This window comes from Chryseobacterium taeanense (genome assembly GCF_900099685.1).
Taxonomy (GTDB): domain Bacteria; phylum Bacteroidota; class Bacteroidia; order Flavobacteriales; family Weeksellaceae; genus Chryseobacterium; species Chryseobacterium taeanense.
On the sequence record NZ_FNDW01000007.1, the window covers coordinates 1 to 17748 of the forward strand.

20 protein-coding genes and 1 riboswitch are annotated in these 17748 nt (G+C 35.0%); of the genes, 14 read left to right on the plus strand and 6 right to left on the minus strand.

The window, feature by feature from the left end; genetic code table 11:
• The 5 genes from BLR30_RS17750 to lgt all read left to right on the plus strand — a co-directional run.
• Nucleotides 1–769: hypothetical protein (locus BLR30_RS17750; protein ID WP_175443648.1), on the plus strand; the 769-nt coding region annotated here is incomplete at its 5' end.
• A gap of 12 nt (nucleotides 770–781) precedes the next feature.
• Complete coding sequence (locus BLR30_RS10950) at nucleotides 782–1345, plus strand: DUF6705 family protein (RefSeq protein WP_089858347.1); 564 nt, start codon at nucleotides 782–784, stop codon at nucleotides 1343–1345.
• 42 nt (nucleotides 1346–1387) lie between these two features.
• Nucleotides 1388–2545 carry a hypothetical protein gene (locus BLR30_RS10955; RefSeq protein WP_089858350.1) on the plus strand — a complete coding sequence of 386 codons (1158 nt, stop codon included), beginning with the start codon at nucleotides 1388–1390 and terminating at the stop codon, nucleotides 2543–2545.
• A gap of 267 nt (nucleotides 2546–2812) precedes the next feature.
• Nucleotides 2813–3064 (plus strand): membrane protein insertion efficiency factor YidD, encoded by a 252-nt coding sequence (gene yidD, locus BLR30_RS10960; protein ID WP_089858353.1) that lies wholly within the window; start codon nucleotides 2813–2815, stop codon nucleotides 3062–3064.
• Nucleotides 3065–3494: 430 nt separating this feature from the next.
• Entirely contained in the window at nucleotides 3495–4361 is an 867-nt protein-coding gene (lgt, locus tag BLR30_RS10965) for a prolipoprotein diacylglyceryl transferase (protein ID WP_228400759.1), read from the plus strand.
• A 101-nt stretch (nucleotides 4362–4462) separates the two neighbouring features.
• On the opposite strand, the gene BLR30_RS10970 is transcribed toward lgt, so the two are convergent.
• Nucleotides 4463–5977: an NAD(P)H-hydrate dehydratase gene (locus tag BLR30_RS10970; RefSeq protein ID WP_089858357.1), complete on the minus strand. Its 1515-nt coding sequence runs from the start codon at nucleotides 5975–5977 to the stop codon at nucleotides 4463–4465.
• A gap of 205 nt (nucleotides 5978–6182) precedes the next feature.
• Between BLR30_RS10970 and mscL the strand changes: the two genes are divergently transcribed.
• On the plus strand, nucleotides 6183–6575 hold the full coding sequence (mscL, locus tag BLR30_RS10975) for a large conductance mechanosensitive channel protein MscL (protein WP_089858360.1): 393 nt from the start codon (nucleotides 6183–6185) through the stop codon (nucleotides 6573–6575).
• 51 nt (nucleotides 6576–6626) lie between these two features.
• On the opposite strand, the gene BLR30_RS10980 is transcribed toward mscL, so the two are convergent.
• Together BLR30_RS10980 and BLR30_RS10985 are read right to left on the minus strand one after the other, a co-directional pair.
• Nucleotides 6627–7586, minus strand: coding sequence for a D-2-hydroxyacid dehydrogenase (locus BLR30_RS10980; RefSeq protein ID WP_089858363.1), 960 nt, complete (start codon nucleotides 7584–7586; stop codon nucleotides 6627–6629).
• Between the two features lie 78 nt (nucleotides 7587–7664).
• Nucleotides 7665–8072: an LNS2 domain-containing protein gene (locus BLR30_RS10985; protein ID WP_042722544.1), complete on the minus strand. Its 408-nt coding sequence runs from the start codon at nucleotides 8070–8072 to the stop codon at nucleotides 7665–7667.
• Between the two features lie 257 nt (nucleotides 8073–8329).
• Here BLR30_RS10985 and idi point away from each other — a divergent pair, with 257 nt between their 5' ends.
• From idi to gcvT, 3 genes are read left to right on the plus strand one after another with little or no spacing between them, the layout of a single operon-like run.
• Nucleotides 8330–8845 carry an isopentenyl-diphosphate Delta-isomerase gene (idi, locus tag BLR30_RS10990; protein ID WP_089858367.1) on the plus strand — a complete coding sequence of 172 codons (516 nt, stop codon included), beginning with the start codon at nucleotides 8330–8332 and terminating at the stop codon, nucleotides 8843–8845.
• Entirely contained in the window at nucleotides 8842–9318 is a 477-nt protein-coding gene (locus BLR30_RS10995) for a hypothetical protein (protein ID WP_089858371.1), read from the plus strand. The genes idi and BLR30_RS10995 overlap by 4 nt, the downstream gene beginning before the upstream one ends.
• A gap of 15 nt (nucleotides 9319–9333) precedes the next feature.
• The gene (gene gcvT / locus BLR30_RS11000) at nucleotides 9334–10410 is read left to right on the plus strand and encodes a glycine cleavage system aminomethyltransferase GcvT (RefSeq protein WP_089858374.1); all 1077 of its coding nucleotides are present in this window, start codon (nucleotides 9334–9336) and stop codon (nucleotides 10408–10410) included.
• A gap of 198 nt (nucleotides 10411–10608) precedes the next feature.
• Here gcvT and BLR30_RS11005 read toward each other — a convergent pair whose 3' ends face one another.
• Nucleotides 10609–10962, minus strand: coding sequence for an arsenate reductase family protein (locus BLR30_RS11005; RefSeq protein ID WP_089858377.1), 354 nt, complete (start codon nucleotides 10960–10962; stop codon nucleotides 10609–10611).
• Nucleotides 10963–11074: 112 nt separating this feature from the next.
• Between BLR30_RS11005 and BLR30_RS11010 the strand changes: the two genes are divergently transcribed.
• The 5 genes from BLR30_RS11010 (at nucleotide 11075) to BLR30_RS11030 (ending at nucleotide 15807) form a co-directional block, all read left to right on the plus strand.
• Nucleotides 11075–11542 (plus strand): acyl-CoA thioesterase, encoded by a 468-nt coding sequence (locus tag BLR30_RS11010; protein WP_089858380.1) that lies wholly within the window; start codon nucleotides 11075–11077, stop codon nucleotides 11540–11542.
• Between the two features lies 1 nt (nucleotide 11543).
• On the plus strand, nucleotides 11544–12416 hold the full coding sequence (locus BLR30_RS11015; protein WP_089858383.1) for a sugar phosphate isomerase/epimerase family protein: 873 nt from the start codon (nucleotides 11544–11546) through the stop codon (nucleotides 12414–12416).
• A gap of 15 nt (nucleotides 12417–12431) precedes the next feature.
• Nucleotides 12432–12501: riboswitch (Fluoride riboswitch) on the plus strand.
• A 32-nt stretch (nucleotides 12502–12533) separates the two neighbouring features.
• Nucleotides 12534–13841: a voltage-gated chloride channel family protein gene (locus BLR30_RS11020; RefSeq protein WP_089858385.1), complete on the plus strand. Its 1308-nt coding sequence runs from the start codon at nucleotides 12534–12536 to the stop codon at nucleotides 13839–13841.
• A 48-nt stretch (nucleotides 13842–13889) separates the two neighbouring features.
• Complete coding sequence (locus BLR30_RS11025; protein WP_089858388.1) at nucleotides 13890–14771, plus strand: LysR family transcriptional regulator; 882 nt, start codon at nucleotides 13890–13892, stop codon at nucleotides 14769–14771.
• A gap of 94 nt (nucleotides 14772–14865) precedes the next feature.
• Nucleotides 14866–15807 (plus strand): YeiH family protein, encoded by a 942-nt coding sequence (locus tag BLR30_RS11030; RefSeq protein WP_089858392.1) that lies wholly within the window; start codon nucleotides 14866–14868, stop codon nucleotides 15805–15807.
• A gap of 266 nt (nucleotides 15808–16073) precedes the next feature.
• Here the strand turns inward: BLR30_RS11030 and BLR30_RS11035 are convergent, their stop codons facing one another.
• Together BLR30_RS11035 and BLR30_RS11040 are read right to left on the minus strand one after the other, a co-directional pair.
• Nucleotides 16074–16262: a hypothetical protein gene (locus tag BLR30_RS11035; RefSeq protein ID WP_089858397.1), complete on the minus strand. Its 189-nt coding sequence runs from the start codon at nucleotides 16260–16262 to the stop codon at nucleotides 16074–16076.
• Between the two features lie 167 nt (nucleotides 16263–16429).
• Nucleotides 16430–17671, minus strand: coding sequence for an MFS transporter (locus BLR30_RS11040; protein ID WP_089858401.1), 1242 nt, complete (start codon nucleotides 17669–17671; stop codon nucleotides 16430–16432).
• Nucleotides 17672–17748: the final 77 nt, after the last annotated feature.

Here is a 17748-nt window from a genome sequence, read left to right on the forward strand (position 1 = left end):
CGATACTTTTGAAAATCCGGATGATGGCGGTGGAAACGTAGGGTATGACTATCCACCTTTGGGCGGAGGATATGAAAATCCTGCAGATAGTATTGTGGTAAACAAAACACCTTGTGATAAGTTGAAAGCACAGACCTCTAATATTACATTTAAAAATAATATAACTTCTCTTGAGGGAAAAACTGGTGACAGTTATGAAAGCGGCTATAGGATAGGTACTAACACCAATGGATCTTTACAGAATCAAATGTTACAAAATAAACCTGGGACACAACAAGTGGATCTTAAAGCGTTCTCAAACACGATAACATTAATGCATTCGCATTATGACGGATTGTATCCAATGTTTTCACCAGATGATATCATATTCTTTAACCAATGGATTGTCTGGGCCCAGAATTGGAACGCAATACCTACAAATACTCCTAAGATACCATTAAATAATCTTACATTTACCTTAGTAACAAGTAATGGAAATTACTCTTTCAATTTTGATGGAACATCTACCGCTCCTTTGCCAAATTACACAATTCAAGAATTAGATAAATTGAATAAAGATTACATAGAAAATCTAAATAAAGCAGTAACTGTAGGAAATGTAAGCGGAAATATGAGTTATAATATGGAAAAGTTAGAAACGGAATTCCTTAAATTTATGGGTGATAAAATGAATATGGATGGATTAAAACTTTATAAAATCACAACCAATGGAAATTCATCATTAACTTTAGTAAATGGAGAACGAAAAGAAACTGATTGTCCGAATTAAAAAAATAAAATTATGAAACAAGTATTATTAATATTAATATCAATTTTTACAATTTCTTGTAAAGCTCAAATATATCCTTTAAATTATAAAGAAGATGTCCCAGATGGAGCATATTATAAAGATCTAGATGGTGAGTTAGATAAGTATATAGGCTTATGGAAAGGCACATGGAATGGAAAGACAGTGTACTTAGAGTTAAAAAAAATTAAGGATTATAGTGATGGAAATCATCCATATTACAAGGACAGGATATTTGGAGAACGAAAAATTATAGCTTCAAACGGAACTGTAGAAATTGATAGAATTTCTAATTTCGGAAGTGACGGAACAGAGTTTTGGGGAATGGGGTTTAATTTAAAAAATGGAAATATAAAACGATTATATTTCTCTCCTAGAAACATGTGTAATAAAAGAGGTATTTTGGATATTACAAGCTTTATAGGAAATCAAATGACATTACACTTTGAATATCTTCCAAGTATTATCGATCCCAATTGTCAGCACAATGCCTATGTAGATCAGTATGGAGATTTTCCTATTAATTTCCCTAAAGATATTACACTTACAAAGCAATAATTTAAACCTCTTCGGAGGCTTTATTTCTAAACACAAATTATAATGCAACAATTATTATATTTTTTAATTCTCACATCTTCTCTTTTACAGTCTCAAGTTATAAAAGACAGTGTTTTAGGAAATCCAAAGTATGTAAAAGAATATGTAGTTTTTCTAAATGATTCCGGTCCGTTTACTTTTATGAAAGGTGATAATGAATATGGTCATGCTACTATTATGAGACCAGATAATCTAAGGAAAAGGATGTCAGGATCCTGGTTTGAGTCAGATTTTTGCAGATATATTAATAATGAAACTTATTATGATAAAAACCATAAGATTACAAAAGAAACATGGTACTACAAATCGGGAGAAATTGTTGATGATTATACGTATACATACGATGGTCTGGGAAGATTAATTAATGAAAGGTCCAATAACAAATACTCTACAACCAATAAAAAATATATTTATATAGGTTCAAGTAAAAAATTAAAATTTACAGAATATCGTTCAAAATGGGAAAATGAACCGGAGAAAACCTATTTTAATAATCGTGAATATAATGCTCCATTTATAGTAACAAAATTTGATACTTTATCGAAAACCGACAGTGTTTTTGCTGTAACCGATTTCGTATGGAAGAAGGTAGGAGAAAATTCTTTTCAAGAGGGGAGTGATTCTATCTTCCGAAAAAAACTTTGTCAAGTTAATTTTTATGATGATGAGTTCCAAGTTAAAGAATCAAAGTTCTTTGATTATAAAATTGACTATTATAATAAAAAACTTTTTCAAAGCGGGTACACAAAATACGAACGTGATTCATTAGGAAGAATTAAAAAAGAAATACAAATTCAGGATGACAAGTATCATTATTTTGTACCGGAAAAGAACGGAAAATATCGTGAGGAAATAAAAGATGGAGGTTATGCAAGTACATCGGCAACGGTTTACGAGTATTATGATGACGGCAACCTTAAAACAAGAATACACTTTTACCAAGGAAATATTTCAAATAGAATTCAGTTTGTATATAAAAATGATCGAATAGAAAAGCTTTTTTACTTAGATACTTGGGGGAAAGATAAAAACGACTTAAAACCAACTGAAATTATTTTCAAATACAAATTCGATAAACAAAATAACTGGACGGAAATTATTAAAAACATAGATGGAAAAGACCTGTATAAATGGGTCAGAGAAATTAAATATTATGAGTGAAATCTGTTTCAAGATTGAGGCAGCAAACAACAACCAATCTGGAAAGGAAATTCTATTTTGATTTCGATCAATTAAATAACAGGCAAGATCACTGGAAAATTCCGTTGATTTTTTTATGTCAACAATTATTATTTCTGTTGAATCAACTGTATAAAACCAACAAATCGATAAACCCCATCATTTCTCCGACAAACACTCCTTCACACTGCTGAAAGTTCTGATATATTTAAACTAATTTCCAATTTTTTAGCCTATTTTTGCAATGTTTTGAAAGTCACAGCCAATAAAATAATCACTTTTCCTTTGGTAATTCTTATTCGGTTTTATCAATGGTTTATCTCTCCGCTGCTGCCCAAAAACTGCAGGTATGAACCAACATGCTCGCATTATATGGTAAAAGCGTTACAGACACACGGACCTATTAAAGGGTTTTGGCTGGGGATAAAAAGAATTTCAAAATGCCATCCCTGGGGAGGTAGTGGCTATGATCCCGTTCCTCCTAAAAAATGTAAACATTAGAATAAAACAAACTACTAAAAAAATAGAAATGAGTAATATTTTTTTCAGAATGTATCTCGTCATTTTTGCGTTGATTACCCAATGCTTATTTGCACAGAATTATCCGGACGGAATGTCGGAAGGAACTTTAAAAGTGAACTCTAATAATGTTCCCGTAAAGATCTATAGCACGACAGAATTGGGCGACCTTAATGTATTTCCCGACAGAAAAGTAGAGGGAAATGTGCTGATTATTCTGAACGAATCAAACTTTGAACCTGCGTTTTTTAATTACGGATTCATGACACTCGACAAGCTGAAGCAGGCAAAATATCAGCTATTGGATAAAAATTTTAAACTCATAGAGACTCCTGCCACGAAAGAGAATATCGGAACTTTTAAATATGCAGTAAAATCTGGCAGACCAATTGCTTCCGGAGATCAGGTAAGCCTGAAAACCCCTTTTAAAATCTGGGATCCTTCAAAAGGGATTGTACTTGGACCTATTACCCTGCATTTTTACAGTTTAATGTTCATTTTTGCATTCGGGTTCGGGTATGTTTTAATGACCAAAATATTTAAGATCGATAATGTTAACCAAAAATATCTTGAACCATTATTTACCTGGACATTGGTGGGTACGATTCTGGGGGCGAGATTGGGACACGTTATCTTTTACCAGCCGGAATTATTTAAAGAAGATTTCTGGAGTGTATTCTTACCCATCAGTACCAAAAACGGATTGAAATTCACAGGTTTTTCAGGATTGGCAAGTCATGGTGCTACGATCGCTCTGATTTTTACTACCCTTTATTATTCATTTAAAATTATTAAGAAAAATCCTTTCTGGGTATATGACAGGCTGGGAATCGTAGTCTCTCTGGGTGGCGCATTTGTACGATTGGGGAATTTCTTTAATTCTGAGATCATCGGAAAACCGGTAGATCCCAACTCTCCTTTTGCATTGCTTTTTCCACAACAGAGCAGTGAGTATGGTGTGACGGTTCCTCGTTATCCTGCCCAATTGTTTGAAGCATTCGGATATGTATGTCTGTTTGTCCTTTTATGGATTTTATACAGAAAAACCAATAAAAAATACCAGCAGGGATGGCTATTCGGGCTGTTCTTCATCATCCTTTGGGCGATCAGATTCTTTGTAGAATTTCTTAAGGAGCCGCAGGGCGACGAATTCATCCAGTTTGGAGGATTAAACACTGGTCAGGTTCTATCAATTCCTTTTATGATTGCAGGAGTTGTGATTATGATTATTTCTAAGAAGTTTAAAATTACTCAGGCAGAAAACGAAAAACCTGAATAATTCAAAAAATATAATTACGGAACAATAAGAAAAGCAAGTCTATTAAGGCTTGCTTTTTTGTATTATTACAACTATTTTCTATCCATCTATCATCCCTCATCTTATAAAACTTTCTGAACCTTTGCATTTAATTCAGCAAAAACATTCCCGAATTCAGCAATAACATCAGTAGGCAACATAGATTCTTTGGAATGCATTTCAGAAGCCAACTCTGCGGCCTTCCCGTGAAACCATACGCCCAAAACAGCAGCCTGCTCTTCAGAATAATGTTGCGCAAGTAACGAAGTGATAATGCCTGTCAGAATATCTCCGCTTCCTCCTTTTGCGAGTCCGGAATTTCCGGTAATATTGTAAAATACTTTCCCTTCAGGAGTGATGATTTGCGTATGATGATCTTTTAATACAATATAGATCTGAAGTTCCAAAGCCTTTTTTTGGGCGAGTACAGTTCTTTCAAAAGAATTATCCGTATTTCCAAAGAGCCTTTCAAATTCTTTCGGATGCGGCGTGATAATGGATTTTTCAGGAATTAAAAGAAGATTGTCAGGATTCTCAGCAAGTATATTTAATGCGTCTGCATCCAGAATCAACGGTTTTGAATAATTTTTCAGGAATTTTAAAAGGCTTTCTGATGTTTTTTTGTGAGTTCCTAAACCGGGACCTATTCCACATACTGATGTTTCATCAATTTCAAACCGGTCGATATAGTCGGCACCTCCTTCTATAAACATAGCTTCCGGGTCAGATGTCTGTAAAATTTCATACCCGCACTTTGGTGCAAGAACGAAAGTAAGACCAGCGCCTGTTCTGAGAGCAGCTCTTGTAGAAAGCACGGCAGCGCCTATCTTACCATAACTTCCGCCAGCTATAGTAGCCTTTCCGTAAGTCCCTTTGTGTGAAAATTCGTTTCTAACCTTAAAGATCTTTTTAACTATTTCATCGTCAACTACAAAATCATCACTTTCTGTTTCTTCAATATAATCCTGGCTTAAATTAATATCCAGAATCTGAAACTTTCCGGTAAACTTTCCGGTTTCGATATGGAGAAAACTTTTCTTCCAGAACTGGAAACTTAATGTATAATCTGCCTCAAAAATCACAGCATCCGCATCAGACATACCGTCTGCTAAAAGTCCAGAGGGAAGATCGATGGAGATCTTTATATTATTTTTAAGATTTAAAAATTCTACCAGCTCTTTTACTTCACCTTCTAAATTTCGGGAAAGCCCGGTTCCGAAAAGCGCATCAATAATAACCGTCCGGCTATCAAAGCGGTAATTCAGTGCGTCTTTGAATTCTCTGACTGTTATTCCTGATATTTCTTTAATATGTTTAAAATTTTCCTGAGCATCCGGTGAGAATTTCGCTTTCGAATTGGTGAAAATATCAATATCAAAACCCTTCTGATACAGCAGCCTTGCCACTGCAAAGCCATCTCCTCCGTTGTTTCCGCTTCCACAGAATATGGCAAAATTTCTGTGATGATTACAGTTCTCGGAAATCCATTCTACACATGCTTCCGCCGCTCTTTCCATAAGCTGGATTGAAGAAATAGGCTCGTTCTTTATCGTATATTGGTCACAATTTCGAATCTGCTCTGCCGTGAAAATTTTCATTAAAGTAGTTTTAGTGATATCGTAATAGCAATTTACAAAAAAGTAGATTTAAAAATATACATTAAGAGATTTATCATATTATATCAGGGGGAAAATTTATACCAGCTCTGTAATTTATTTATTGTGATTTGCATTAAATACAAATAATTCCACATTTTTTTGTAACTTAATTCCCTGTTTTCAGATAAAATTAAAAAAATATAATATGGGATTTGTCAAAGAATTTAAAGAATTCGCATTCAAAGGGAATGTGCTCGATCTTGCGGTCGGTGTCATTATTGGAGCAGCTTTCAGCGCTATTGTAAAATCATTTGTGGATGATATCATCACTCCTCTCCTGCTTAATCCTGCGTTGGAAAAAGCTAATGTTAAGGACATTGCGGAACTTTCGTGGGGAGGTGTAAAATACGGTAATTTTTTATCTTCCGTAATCAGCTTCCTGATTGTCGCTTTTGTATTATTTCTATTAATCAAAGGGATAAACAGTCTTAATAAAAAACCTAAAGAAAAAGAAGCTCCGGCAGCACCCGTAATTACTGAAGATCAGAAATTACTGATGGAAATCAGAGATTTGTTAAAAGCTAAGAATAATTTATAAAAGAAAAGCACTTCGGGATGAAGTGCTTTATTTATTTTTTGTTACAGTTAATTACTGAATCTGTAAAATACTGGAAATCTGTTCTGCCAGTGAAAGCCCGATTCTATCCTGAGCCTCAAGTGTAGAAGCTCCTGTATGAGGTGTCATGGAGATCTTCGGATGATTCAGAATTTCTTTGGAAGGTGTCGGTTCATTGATAAATACATCAAGACCGGCAAACTTCACTTTTCCGGAATCCAGCGCTTCAATTAAAGCAGTTTCATCGATCACACCACCTCTTGAGCAGTTCACAATGGCTACGCCATCTTTCATCATTTCAAACTCATTTTTACCGATCATGTAACCATCTTTCTGAGCAGGAACATGAAGCGTAATGAAATCCGAATGCTTTAAAACATCCTGAAGTGGTTCCGTTTCAATATCTACATTGATAAACTGTTTATTGTAAAAAGTGACTTTAATACTGGCTTTTCCGACATTATTATCTGCCGCCACCACTCTCATTCCAAGACCTAAAGCAATTTTAGCAACTTCCTGACCGATTCTTCCCATCCCTACAATACCGATGGTTTTTCCTTTTAGTTCGATACCCGCTGCATATGCTTTTTTAAGCTTAGCAAATTCTGTATCTCCTACTACAGGCATTTTTCTGTTGGAATCTTGCAGGAATCTTGCTCCTGAAAACAAATGGGCAAATACCAACTCCGCTACAGATTCTGATGAAGCCGACGGAGTATTGATAACATGAATTCCTTTTTCTCTTGCATAGTCTACGTCGATATTATCCATTCCTACGCCGCCTCTTCCGATGATTCCCAGAGACGGGCAATTATCAATAATATCTTTTCTTACCTGTGTTGCACTGCGTACAAGCAGCGTACGGATCTTGTGCTCATTAATGTAATCCATTAGAAACTCCTGCGGAACTTTTGTGGTAATTACTTCAAAACCCTTTTCAGTCAATGCATCAATACCGGATTGATCTAAACCGTCGTTTGCTAAAACTTTCATAAACTTTGTAGATTATAATAAAGATTAAAAGACAGATCAGCTTATAGAATTAATCGTTTAATCTTTAAATTAATTTTTTTATTCTTCTTCTTTGAAAACTTCAATGGTCACTTGTTTTTCAACCAGATCTGTGAATTTTCCTTTGTATCGTGTAGCTCTTACCAGATGATTGTCGATCCAGTGATAATTCCCTCCTCTTGGTTTTCCGCATAATACACTATGATATTTAAATCCGTGTTTGTCGAGCCAATCGATAGTAATCTGTTTCAGGTTCTCTGTTCTTGAGGTAAAAAAACAGATCTGATGTCCTTCGTCATACCATCTGTTAATGGTTTCCAATGCATCAGGAAAAGGTTCGCAGGTAACCATTCTTTCGGGTTCTTCGTTCGGAACGTCTTCTGTAATGGTTCCGTCGATATCAATCAGGTAGTTTTTTACGCCGTCTTTCAGGATAGGGCTAATGTGCTCTTTGTACTCTAATTCCATCATAAAAATTTGAATGGCAAAGTTACGTTTTTTACATTAATAAGCCTTTGCAAACTTAGTAAATGTGAATTTTTTAAATTAAAATTAAATATTTAGCGAATAATTTTAATCATTTTGAATGTTTATTATAATTAAAGTTAAAAATATTCTTTTCAAAGGCTAAAAAATTCTGGAAAGATTATTTAATTCTGATCTAAAAATCATGATGTTTAACCAAAAATTTCCAAAATACATTTATTACACTTACATTTGTAGAAATGGAAGAATTCGTAGTTTTAGTAAATCCTGAAGATGAGGTTCTGGGTTTAATGGAAAAGCAGCAGGCACACGTGAACGGCCTTCTGCACCGTGCTTTTTCAGTATTTCTATTCAATAGTAAAGGGGAAATGCTTTTACAGAAAAGAGCATCTGGAAAATACCATTCGCCATTAAAATGGACTAATGCAGTCTGCTCTCATCCCAGAATTGGGGAAACTTATCTTGAAGGGGCAAAACGCCGTTTGAAAGAAGAACTGGGAATCGAAACCTATCTTTCGGAAAAATTTAGTTTTATCTATAAGGCAGATGTCGGAAACAGCCTATGGGAACATGAGCTAGACTATGTTTTTACAGGAACTTTTGAAGAAGAATTTCACCTGAATAAAGATGAAGTAGAAGAAGTAAGATACATTACTATCGAAGACCTTGACCGGGAAATGTCTGAAAATCCTGAAAACTTTACAGAATGGTTCAAGATTATTCTTGAAGAATACAAGCATCATTTTAATTCATGAAAAAATTAATTTCTGTTTTTCTGCTGTTTATGGGATCGTTTCTGTTTTCCCAAGTTGTTCCTACTGAACTTTATGAAAACGAAAATTTCTCTATCAGCCATCCCGTCGGATGGAAAGTGACTAATGATGATGACATTATCAATATTTTTCCTCCCAATCAGATAGGAGCCATCACCATTTCGGAATATCATGATCTGAATCTTCCCAAGGCTGAAACCAAAAAATTTATCCTTGCGCTCTATAACTCCGCAGATAATGAAAAAAAGGTCACCTCTAAAAGCGGTAAAAAAGGATACACAGAATATTTTTACGAATACATTGATGAAAAGGAAAATCTGGTCTGGCTTACAAAGGTATTTCAGAAAGATAAGAATCTATATCTCATTTCGATTAATTGCGGACAGAAATATTGGAATGGTAATTATATGAAGACTTTTAACGAGGCTTTTGACAGTTTTAAAATAAAGAAATAAAAATAAAAATTAAATATGAAGAAGACAGCATTGTACGACAAGCACGTTTCTTTAGGCGCTAAAATCGTGCCTTTTGCAGGTTTTGAAATGCCTGTACAATATTCCGGAGTTACGGAAGAACATTTTGCAGTAAGAGAAAAAGCAGGATTGTTCGACGTTTCTCACATGGGACAGTTTTTCATCGAAGGAGCAGGCTCTAAAGAACTTTTACAATATGTTACGACCAACAATGTAGATGCATTGGAAAACGGAAAAGCTCAGTATTCATGCCTTCCTAACGAAAATGGAGGAATCGTGGACGACCTTATCGTTTACAAAATGGAAGACGAAAAATATTTCGTGGTTGTCAATGCTTCAAACATCGAAAAAGACTGGGATCATATATCAAAATACAATACTTTCGGCGCAAAAATGACGAATGCTTCAGACGATATGTCGTTATTGGCTGTTCAGGGTCCGAAAGCAACGGAAATTCTTCAGAAATTAACGGAAACCAATCTTTCGGTAATCCCTTACTACAATTTTACAGTAGGTTCTGTAGCTGGAGTAAATGATGTCATTATCTCCAACACAGGATACACAGGAAGCGGTGGTTTTGAAATTTATTTTAAAAATGAAGATGCCGTAAAGCTTTGGGATGCTATCATCGAAGCAGGTCAGGAAGAAGGAATTATTCCTTGCGGATTGGCTGCCAGAGATACTTTAAGGCTTGAAAAAGGATTCTGCCTTTACGGAAACGACATCGACGATACGACTTCTCCTATCGAAGCCGGCTTAGGGTGGATCACAAAATTCGATAAAGATTTTGTTTCAAAAGAAACTTTCGCCAAACAAAAAGAAGAAGGGGTAACCCGAAAATTAGTTGGATTTGAATTGACTGACAAAGGTGTTCCGAGACACGATTACCCTATTGTAGATGCTGAAGGAAACGTGATCGGAAAAGTAACTTCAGGAACGCAATCTCCGATGAAAAAAGTTGGGTTGGGTCTTGCTTATGTCGACAAACCTCATTTTAAATTAGGTTCTGAGATCTTCGTCCAGGTAAGAAATAAGAATATTCCTGCGAAAGTGGTAAAGGCACCGTTTGTGTAATCTCGCAATATCACTTTGTCAAAGTTGAAATCTTTGACAAAGTTTAAAATAATGTAAAACCTGCTTGTCGCAGGTTTTATTTTTTTTAGGAGCTTGATCCGGCTAGAATTGTTCGGTAAAAAAAACCTCACAGGTTTTTAAAACCTGTGAGGTTTGAGACTATTCAAAACATATTTTAAATTTGAATTCTTCACAAAATTACTTCAATCCAAAAAATGTCTGTAAAGTCTCCACGTTTTTCTTATCATTTCCAACAAAAATTTTATCTTCTGTGAGGAAAACCGGACGTTTCAGAAAAGTATAATGATCTAACAGCAATTCTTTAAAATCATTTTCTGTTAATGACTTTACGTCAAGTCCTCTTAATTTAATCTGGGTAGATTTTTTGCTGAATAACGCTTCATAAGATTTTGTAAGACTGTACATTTCCTGCAACTCTTCCTCCGTCAACGGTTGTTTTCTTATTTCGTGCATTTCCCAGTCTGTAAGATCAAATTGTGCTAAGATTTTTCTACAGGTATCACATGTATTCAAATGAAATACTTTTTTCATAAAGATGATATAATTTATAATTGAATAAAAAAAAACAATTTTTCTTCTTCAAAAGTAAGATTTAATCTAAGATTTTAAAAATTATAAATACCTTTATTCAAATTTTAAAAGGATGGATAACAAACCAATTACTTTCCAGTTTATTTCTGAGCCTTCGGACGTTAATTACGGAGGAAATGTTCACGGCGGAAGCGTAATGAAATGGATCGACCAGGCTGGCTACGCGTGTGCGACCACATGGAGCGGAAATTATTCGGTAACAGTATATGTGGGCGGAATCCGTTTTTATGAACCCATAAAAATCGGCGAAATTGTAAAAGTAGAAGCACAGGTTATTTACACAGGGTCTTCAAGTATGCACATTTCAATTAATGTTTTCTCCAGAAACCTAAAACAACCTACCTTCGACAAAAAAACACATTGCATTATCGTTTTTGTAGCCGTTGATGAAAATGGAAAGAAATTACCCGTACCAAAATGGATTCCCGAAACCGATGAAGAAAAGCAGCAGGAACAGTACGCCAAGCGTTTGATGGAGCTGAGAACTCAGATAGAAGATGAAATGAAACCTTTCCTGTAAAATGCATAGAAAAGATTTCATAAAACTTTCATCGTTGGGATTTTTGGGATTATATTCCTGCGGGATTTCTAATTTAAAAAACAAAGAAAAAGCATTGGCTATTCAGTTATACACCATTCGTGATGCTATTTCAGAAAATTTGGAACAAGCTTTAGAAAAACTTGCTTCATTAGGCTTTAAGGAACTTGAAATCTATGGCTACAACGGCACTTTTTTCGGGAAAAGCAGAAATGAATTTAAAGTCCTGCTACATAATTTGGATTTAAAAGTTATTAGCTCTCATCATACAACCGGAATTCTTCATAATAACAAGGGAACATTGTTAAATAATTGGGAAAAAACTGTTGAAGATTTACATTTTATAGGATCAGAATATATGGTTTGCTCCTACCTTTTTCCTGAAGAAAGAACGGTAGATAATTATAAAAAACTACCCGGATTATTTGATAAATCGGGAGAAATTACAAAAAGCGCCGGAATTCAGTTTGCTTATCATAATCACGATTTTGAATTTGAAAAATTTGATGAGACGCAGAATATTTATGATTTTATTTTAAATAATACTTCCTCTGATCTGGTTAAAATGGAACTGGATCTCTACTGGATCGCAAAAGCCGGAATTGACCCTCTAACTTATTTTGAAAAATACCCGCAAAGATTTCCATTGTGGCATGTGAAAGACATGAAAGCCGGAACAAAAAACTTTGCAGAAATCGGTAATGGAACCATTGATTTTAAAAGAATTTTTAATGCTAAAGAAAAAGCAGGTCTTCAACATTGGTTTCTCGAACAGGATTCCAGCGACAAAGATATGTTTGAAAGTATTCGCATCAGCCGTGATTTTATTACTAAAAACGATTTCTTTTTAAAATAATTTTTATATTTGTAACGTAAAAAAGGAAATGGTGTTCTTCCTTACCCAACCGCTTCTTCAAAAAGCTGATGACGCCTGATTAAAAAAATTATTAACAGTAATTTAATCAGGAAAATTATGTCTCAACATCCAAAAAATTTTAACCGAAAAACAAAAATTAAGGTTCGTTTTTTCTTTCGGAAATATCCTGCATTATTATACGTTGTCAGATGGTTTTCGATTAGTATTATCATCGGGCTGCTTGTAGGTACTGCTTCAGCAATTTTTCTAGAATCATTGTCATGGGCAGCGAATGTGAGAGAGGCACACATCTGGATTATCGCTTTTCTTCCGCTTGCAGGATTAGCGGTTGGAATGTTATATTATTATTACGGAAAAGATGTCGAGGCAGGAAATAACCTACTGATTGAAAATATTCATGATCCGGGCAAAGCAACTATTCCTTTCAAAATGGCACCTTTTGTTTATCTGGGGACTGTTGTCACGCATTTTTTCGGTGGATCTGCAGGTCGCGAAGGTACGGCGCTGCAAATGGCAGGAGCCATTTCAGACCAGTTTACCCGTCTGTTAAGACTCGATAAGAATGAAAGAAAAGTTCTTATTATTTCAGCGGTGGCAGCAGGTTTCGGTTCTGTTTTCGGGACACCTTTAGCCGGAGCGGTTTTCGGACTGGAAGTTTTTTTAATCGGTAAAATACGCTATAACGGTATTTTTCCTGCTTTTGCCTCTGCTATTTTGGCAGATCAGGTTACAAAACTCTGGAAAGTAGGGCATACTCACTATCATATTGATTTTATCCCCAAAATTGAGTTTTTACCATTCATCTACTGCATTATTGCAGGAATAATTTTCGGGATATGCGCTGCTGCTTTTAGTAAAATGCTTCATCAGACAAGTTTTATTTTCAAATCAAAAATATCTTATCCTCCACTTCGGCCTCTTGTAGGCGGAATAATTGTTGCCAGCGCAGTTTTTATCATGGGCACAACGAGGTATATCGGACTAGGAATTCCTGTTATTGAAGAAGCTTTCGGAAAACAGCTTCCTTTATATGATTTTGCATTAAAAATGATTTTTACGGTGATTACACTTTCCGCAGGTTTCAAAGGCGGCGAGGTTACTCCATTGTTCTTCATAGGTGCTACATTGGGAAGTGCTTTATCGCTGGTCATTCCGCTTCCTTTCGGATTATTGGCCGGAATGGGTTTCGTAGCTGTTTTTGCAGGGGCCACCAATACTCCATTAGCCTGCACATTGATGGGAATCGAGTTATTTGGTGCTGAATGTGGTGTATATGTGGCAATTGCGTGTATTGTATCTTATTTATTTTCAGGAAACAACAGTATTTATACAAAGCAGAAAATCGGAGAAGCCAAGAACAGCAGATTCAGCGATCTTACCAATAAGAGTTTTGAAGATTTATAATAGACTATCTGGTTACAGTGATCTTAAAGTAAATTTGTATCTTTAATTATGTTCGATTACAGATTAAAAGTTTTCCATACCGTAGCCTCCCGACTAAGTTTTACTAAAGCTTCGGAAGAGCTAAATATTTCACAACCTGCTGTTACTAAACACATTAAGGAAATAGAAAATCAGCTTAACAATAAATTATTTGACAGAAATGGAAACTCTATTCAGCTGACAGAAAGCGGTAAAATTTTATTTGAATATGCAGAAAAAATAAGGAATATTTACCGTGACCTGGAATTTGATATCCATCAGATTAATCAGCAATATAAAGGAAAGCTCATTATCGGAGCCAGTACAACTATAGCACAATATATCTTACCTGAAATACTGGCTACATTCAAGTCTTACTATAAAGATATCCGGATCGAACTGATTGCTCACAATACGGAAATGATCTCGGAACTACTTAAAGATGGAAAAATTGACCTGGGAATCATTGAAGGAGAGTCTCAATCCAATTATTTTGATTATAAAAAATTTAAAAAAGATGAAATCGTTCTTGTTGCAAAGGCAAGTCATCCTTTAGTTCATAAAACGATGAATTTACAGGATCTGTACTCGATTGATTTAGTGTTCAGAGAGTATGGTTCTGGATCATTAGAATTTATTCAGAACCGTCTTAAAGAAAGAGGAATTATCACAGATGAACTTAATATTGTGATGCAACTGGGAAGCAGCGAGAGTATTAAAAATTATCTTTTGCACTCAGAAAGTATGGCTTTTCTTTCAATCAGCACTGTTTTGAATGAATTGAAAAACAACATTATGAGTGTTATCGATATTAAAAACTTCAGCATAGAAAGAGATTTTCATTTTATTCTTCGAAAAGGTGAACAATCTGATCTTATAAAACTTTTCTTAAAATTTGTAAACAGGAACTGATTCAGTATAACAAAAAGTTATTCGAGATAACAAAATACGATTTACTTTGTTATCATTATTTGTAGAATTTTGGAAATAATTTAATGTTTTACAAATGAAAAAGTTAATTCAAAATGAAAGTTTAAGTAAAATAATTTTTATTCTTTTATCTATTGTATGTCTTATGCCTTTTGTTTCTTCACCAGTTGCCTTGCTTTTAGGATTTGTTTTGGTAGTGATTATTGGAAACCCTTTTGAGAAAAGTCTACACAGATATATTCATCTATTGCTACAGATTTCTATTGTTGGCTTGGGCTTCGGTTTGAAGCTAAATGAAGCACTGGAAGCAGGAAAATCAGGATTTATTCTAACCTTAATCAGTATTTCTACAGTAATGGTGCTGGGATATGCCGGCGGAAAACTATTAAAAATTGAACGACCACTGTCTTTTTTAATTTCTGCAGGAACAGCAATTTGTGGCGGAAGTGCTATTGCAGCAGTATCTCCTATCATCAAGCCTCAACCTAAACAGATCTCTCTTGCGCTCGCCATTGTCTTTACTCTGAACTCGGTTGCTTTGTTTTTATATCCGGCAATCGGGCATATTTTGCATCTCACACAACAGCAATTCGGATTATGGTGTGCTATCGGAATTCATGATACCAGCTCAGTTGTCGGGGCCGCCTCCCGATTTGGAAATGAAGCTTTAAAAATTGCAACAACAGTAAAACTAGCAAGAGCTTTGTGGATTATTCCTGTATCATTATTGACGATGTTTATTTTCAGAAATAAAGAATCGAAAATCAAAATCCCTTGGTTTATAGGGTATTTCATTCTGGCAATTTTGCTGAATACTTATTTTCCTTTTATTAGCCTATTCAGCTCCGGAATCACTGTTATGGCAAAGGCTGGCTTGAATTTAACGCTTTTCTTTATTGGGTCTACACTTTCTATTAAGTCTTTAAAAACGATTGGATTTAAACCTTTGGGATTTGCTGTTTTTCTTTGGATTTTTATCAGCATCGGAAGTTTGCTGTATATTCTAAATCTGGGCTAAAATTGTATAAATGTCTTCTTCCCTAGCCTCGATTGCAGCAATTGTTTGAGCTCATTTTAATTATTTTAGGGTTTCGGCGGCTTCGCCGCCGAAACCCTAAAATAATTAAAATAGCGAGTGCGGAAAGCGAGAAAAAGCTCCTGAAAAAATTAAAAAAATGGTATAAATTTAAGATCAATAGATATAAACGACAAAAACCTTCCGGAGAACCAAAAGGCTTTTGCATATTAAATGTGGAAATGTTTATTTCTGATTGAAATAATTTCTTAAATTGTCTGATGGCATGTATAAACCTGCGGACAAGCAATGTACTGAACACAGTACTTCGGACCTGTTACCGATCCTGAACAGCTGCATCCACAAAGTGAAAGATCAGGTGTTCCGCTTGCTCCTCCTGTAATGTTTTTAAGATCAGCTTTTTTTAATTTTGTGGCATTTTTCAAAAAATTTTTCATTGTGATTTGGATTTAAAGATTATATATTTTAATTACAATTTCAAAGTTAAACAAATATTAATTATTCAACGCATAATTTAATATTAAATTTCATAATTTATTTATTGTGTTCCACTTATTATTAGTATAACGGAAAACTTTGTTTAAATATTTCTTAAACACCAATATTATTCTGTGAACTCGAGATCCTTGTTATGAGTTTCGGATATGGTATATGACGAATAGAACGCAAGACCGAATACGATAATTCCCACCAACGCAGCACTCATAATCACCGAAAAATCATTTTTAAAGAAATCAAATGCTAAGATCATTACGGGAACAAGTCCCCTAACCATATTCGGAACGGTAGTAGTAGCTGTATTTCTGATATTTGTACCGAACTGCTCTGCCGCTAAAGTAACGAACATCGCCCAGTAACCTGTTCCCAAGCCCAGCCATACACAGAAAATGTAATACTTTTTCTCGGTATCTGTATTTCCAAAAAGCATGATGGCTACGCCGATAATGGTAAAAACCAACATATAAAAAATAGCCATTTTACGGGATTTTAAAAGATGTGAAATAAATCCGCTCGCAAGGTCACCTATAGAAATCCCAATATAAGCCCACATAATTGCTTTTCCCGGATTGAGTTCTTTTATTCCAAGTTCGGGAGCAAACTGATTAGCGAGAACCGCCAGAATTCCGATACAGTACCACGTCGGCAATCCAACAGCAATGCATTTTAAATATCTTACTAAACGGTTTTTATTGGTAAAAAATGAAAGAAAATTTCCTTTGGCAACGGATTTATGTTCCATATTTTTATAAATCCCTGATTCGGATACGCTGATTCGCAGGAACAATAATAAAATTCCAAGAACTCCTCCGATGATGTAGGAAATATTCCAGCCGCCGGATAATTCTACGGTTAATTGCGCTACGACAGCACCCATCAATCCAAAACCTGCTACGACAGAAGTACCGATTGCTCTTAAATTCTTTGGCAAACTTTCAGAAACCAGTGTAATTCCGGCTCCCAGTTCGCCGGCAAGACCAATTCCTGCAATGAATCTTAGGGCGGCATATTGATATACGAGATGCGTTTGAGGAAAATGCGGCAAAAATCCGCAGGCAATATTAGCAAGAGAATATACCAGAATTGATCCGAAGAGTACAGACAGCCTTCCTTTCTTATCACCGAAAATCCCCCAGAATATCCCGCCAATCAACAGCCCGATCATTTGTGCATTGAGAATAAAAGTCCCGTCTGTATCAGGATTTAAACCTAATGCTTTTAAACTCGGGATTCTGACAATACCAAACAGCAATAAATCATAAATATCGACAAAGTAACCTAAAGCTGAAATAATAACAGGAATTGAAAAAATGTATTTCAGTTTTGAAGATAGGGAAAACTCTTGCATTTTCTATTTTTAATTTTGCTAAAAATAAAAAACCTTTCAATTTCTTGAAAGGTTTTTATGAAATATCTTTTTTTGAT

What these genes read in the sequence shown, in the direction of transcription:
- BLR30_RS10985 (WP_042722544.1), bottom strand. Translation starts at nt 8,072, where the DNA reads ATGGAATTAGAGTACAAAGAGCACATTAGCCCTATCCTGAAAGACGGC.
- BLR30_RS10950 (WP_089858347.1), top strand. Translation starts at nt 782, where the DNA reads ATGAAACAAGTATTATTAATATTAATATCAATTTTTACAATTTCTTGT.
- BLR30_RS10980 (WP_089858363.1), bottom strand. Translation starts at nt 7,586, where the DNA reads ATGAAAGTTTTAGCAAACGACGGTTTAGATCAATCCGGTATTGATGCA.
- gcvT (WP_089858374.1), top strand. Translation starts at nt 9,334, where the DNA reads ATGAAGAAGACAGCATTGTACGACAAGCACGTTTCTTTAGGCGCTAAA.
- idi (WP_089858367.1), top strand. Translation starts at nt 8,330, where the DNA reads ATGGAAGAATTCGTAGTTTTAGTAAATCCTGAAGATGAGGTTCTGGGT.
- BLR30_RS11015 (WP_089858383.1), top strand. Translation starts at nt 11,544, where the DNA reads ATGCATAGAAAAGATTTCATAAAACTTTCATCGTTGGGATTTTTGGGA.
- BLR30_RS11025 (WP_089858388.1), top strand. Translation starts at nt 13,890, where the DNA reads ATGTTCGATTACAGATTAAAAGTTTTCCATACCGTAGCCTCCCGACTA.
- BLR30_RS10970 (WP_089858357.1), bottom strand. Translation starts at nt 5,977, where the DNA reads ATGAAAATTTTCACGGCAGAGCAGATTCGAAATTGTGACCAATATACG.
- BLR30_RS10955 (WP_089858350.1), top strand. Translation starts at nt 1,388, where the DNA reads ATGCAACAATTATTATATTTTTTAATTCTCACATCTTCTCTTTTACAG.
- BLR30_RS10995 (WP_089858371.1), top strand. Translation starts at nt 8,842, where the DNA reads ATGAAAAAATTAATTTCTGTTTTTCTGCTGTTTATGGGATCGTTTCTG.
- BLR30_RS11005 (WP_089858377.1), bottom strand. Translation starts at nt 10,962, where the DNA reads ATGAAAAAAGTATTTCATTTGAATACATGTGATACCTGTAGAAAAATC.
- BLR30_RS11010 (WP_089858380.1), top strand. Translation starts at nt 11,075, where the DNA reads ATGGATAACAAACCAATTACTTTCCAGTTTATTTCTGAGCCTTCGGAC.
- BLR30_RS11030 (WP_089858392.1), top strand. Translation starts at nt 14,866, where the DNA reads ATGAAAAAGTTAATTCAAAATGAAAGTTTAAGTAAAATAATTTTTATT.
- BLR30_RS11040 (WP_089858401.1), bottom strand. Translation starts at nt 17,671, where the DNA reads ATGCAAGAGTTTTCCCTATCTTCAAAACTGAAATACATTTTTTCAATT.
- BLR30_RS11020 (WP_089858385.1), top strand. Translation starts at nt 12,534, where the DNA reads ATGTCTCAACATCCAAAAAATTTTAACCGAAAAACAAAAATTAAGGTT.
- BLR30_RS11035 (WP_089858397.1), bottom strand. Translation starts at nt 16,262, where the DNA reads ATGAAAAATTTTTTGAAAAATGCCACAAAATTAAAAAAAGCTGATCTT.
- mscL (WP_089858360.1), top strand. Translation starts at nt 6,183, where the DNA reads ATGGGATTTGTCAAAGAATTTAAAGAATTCGCATTCAAAGGGAATGTG.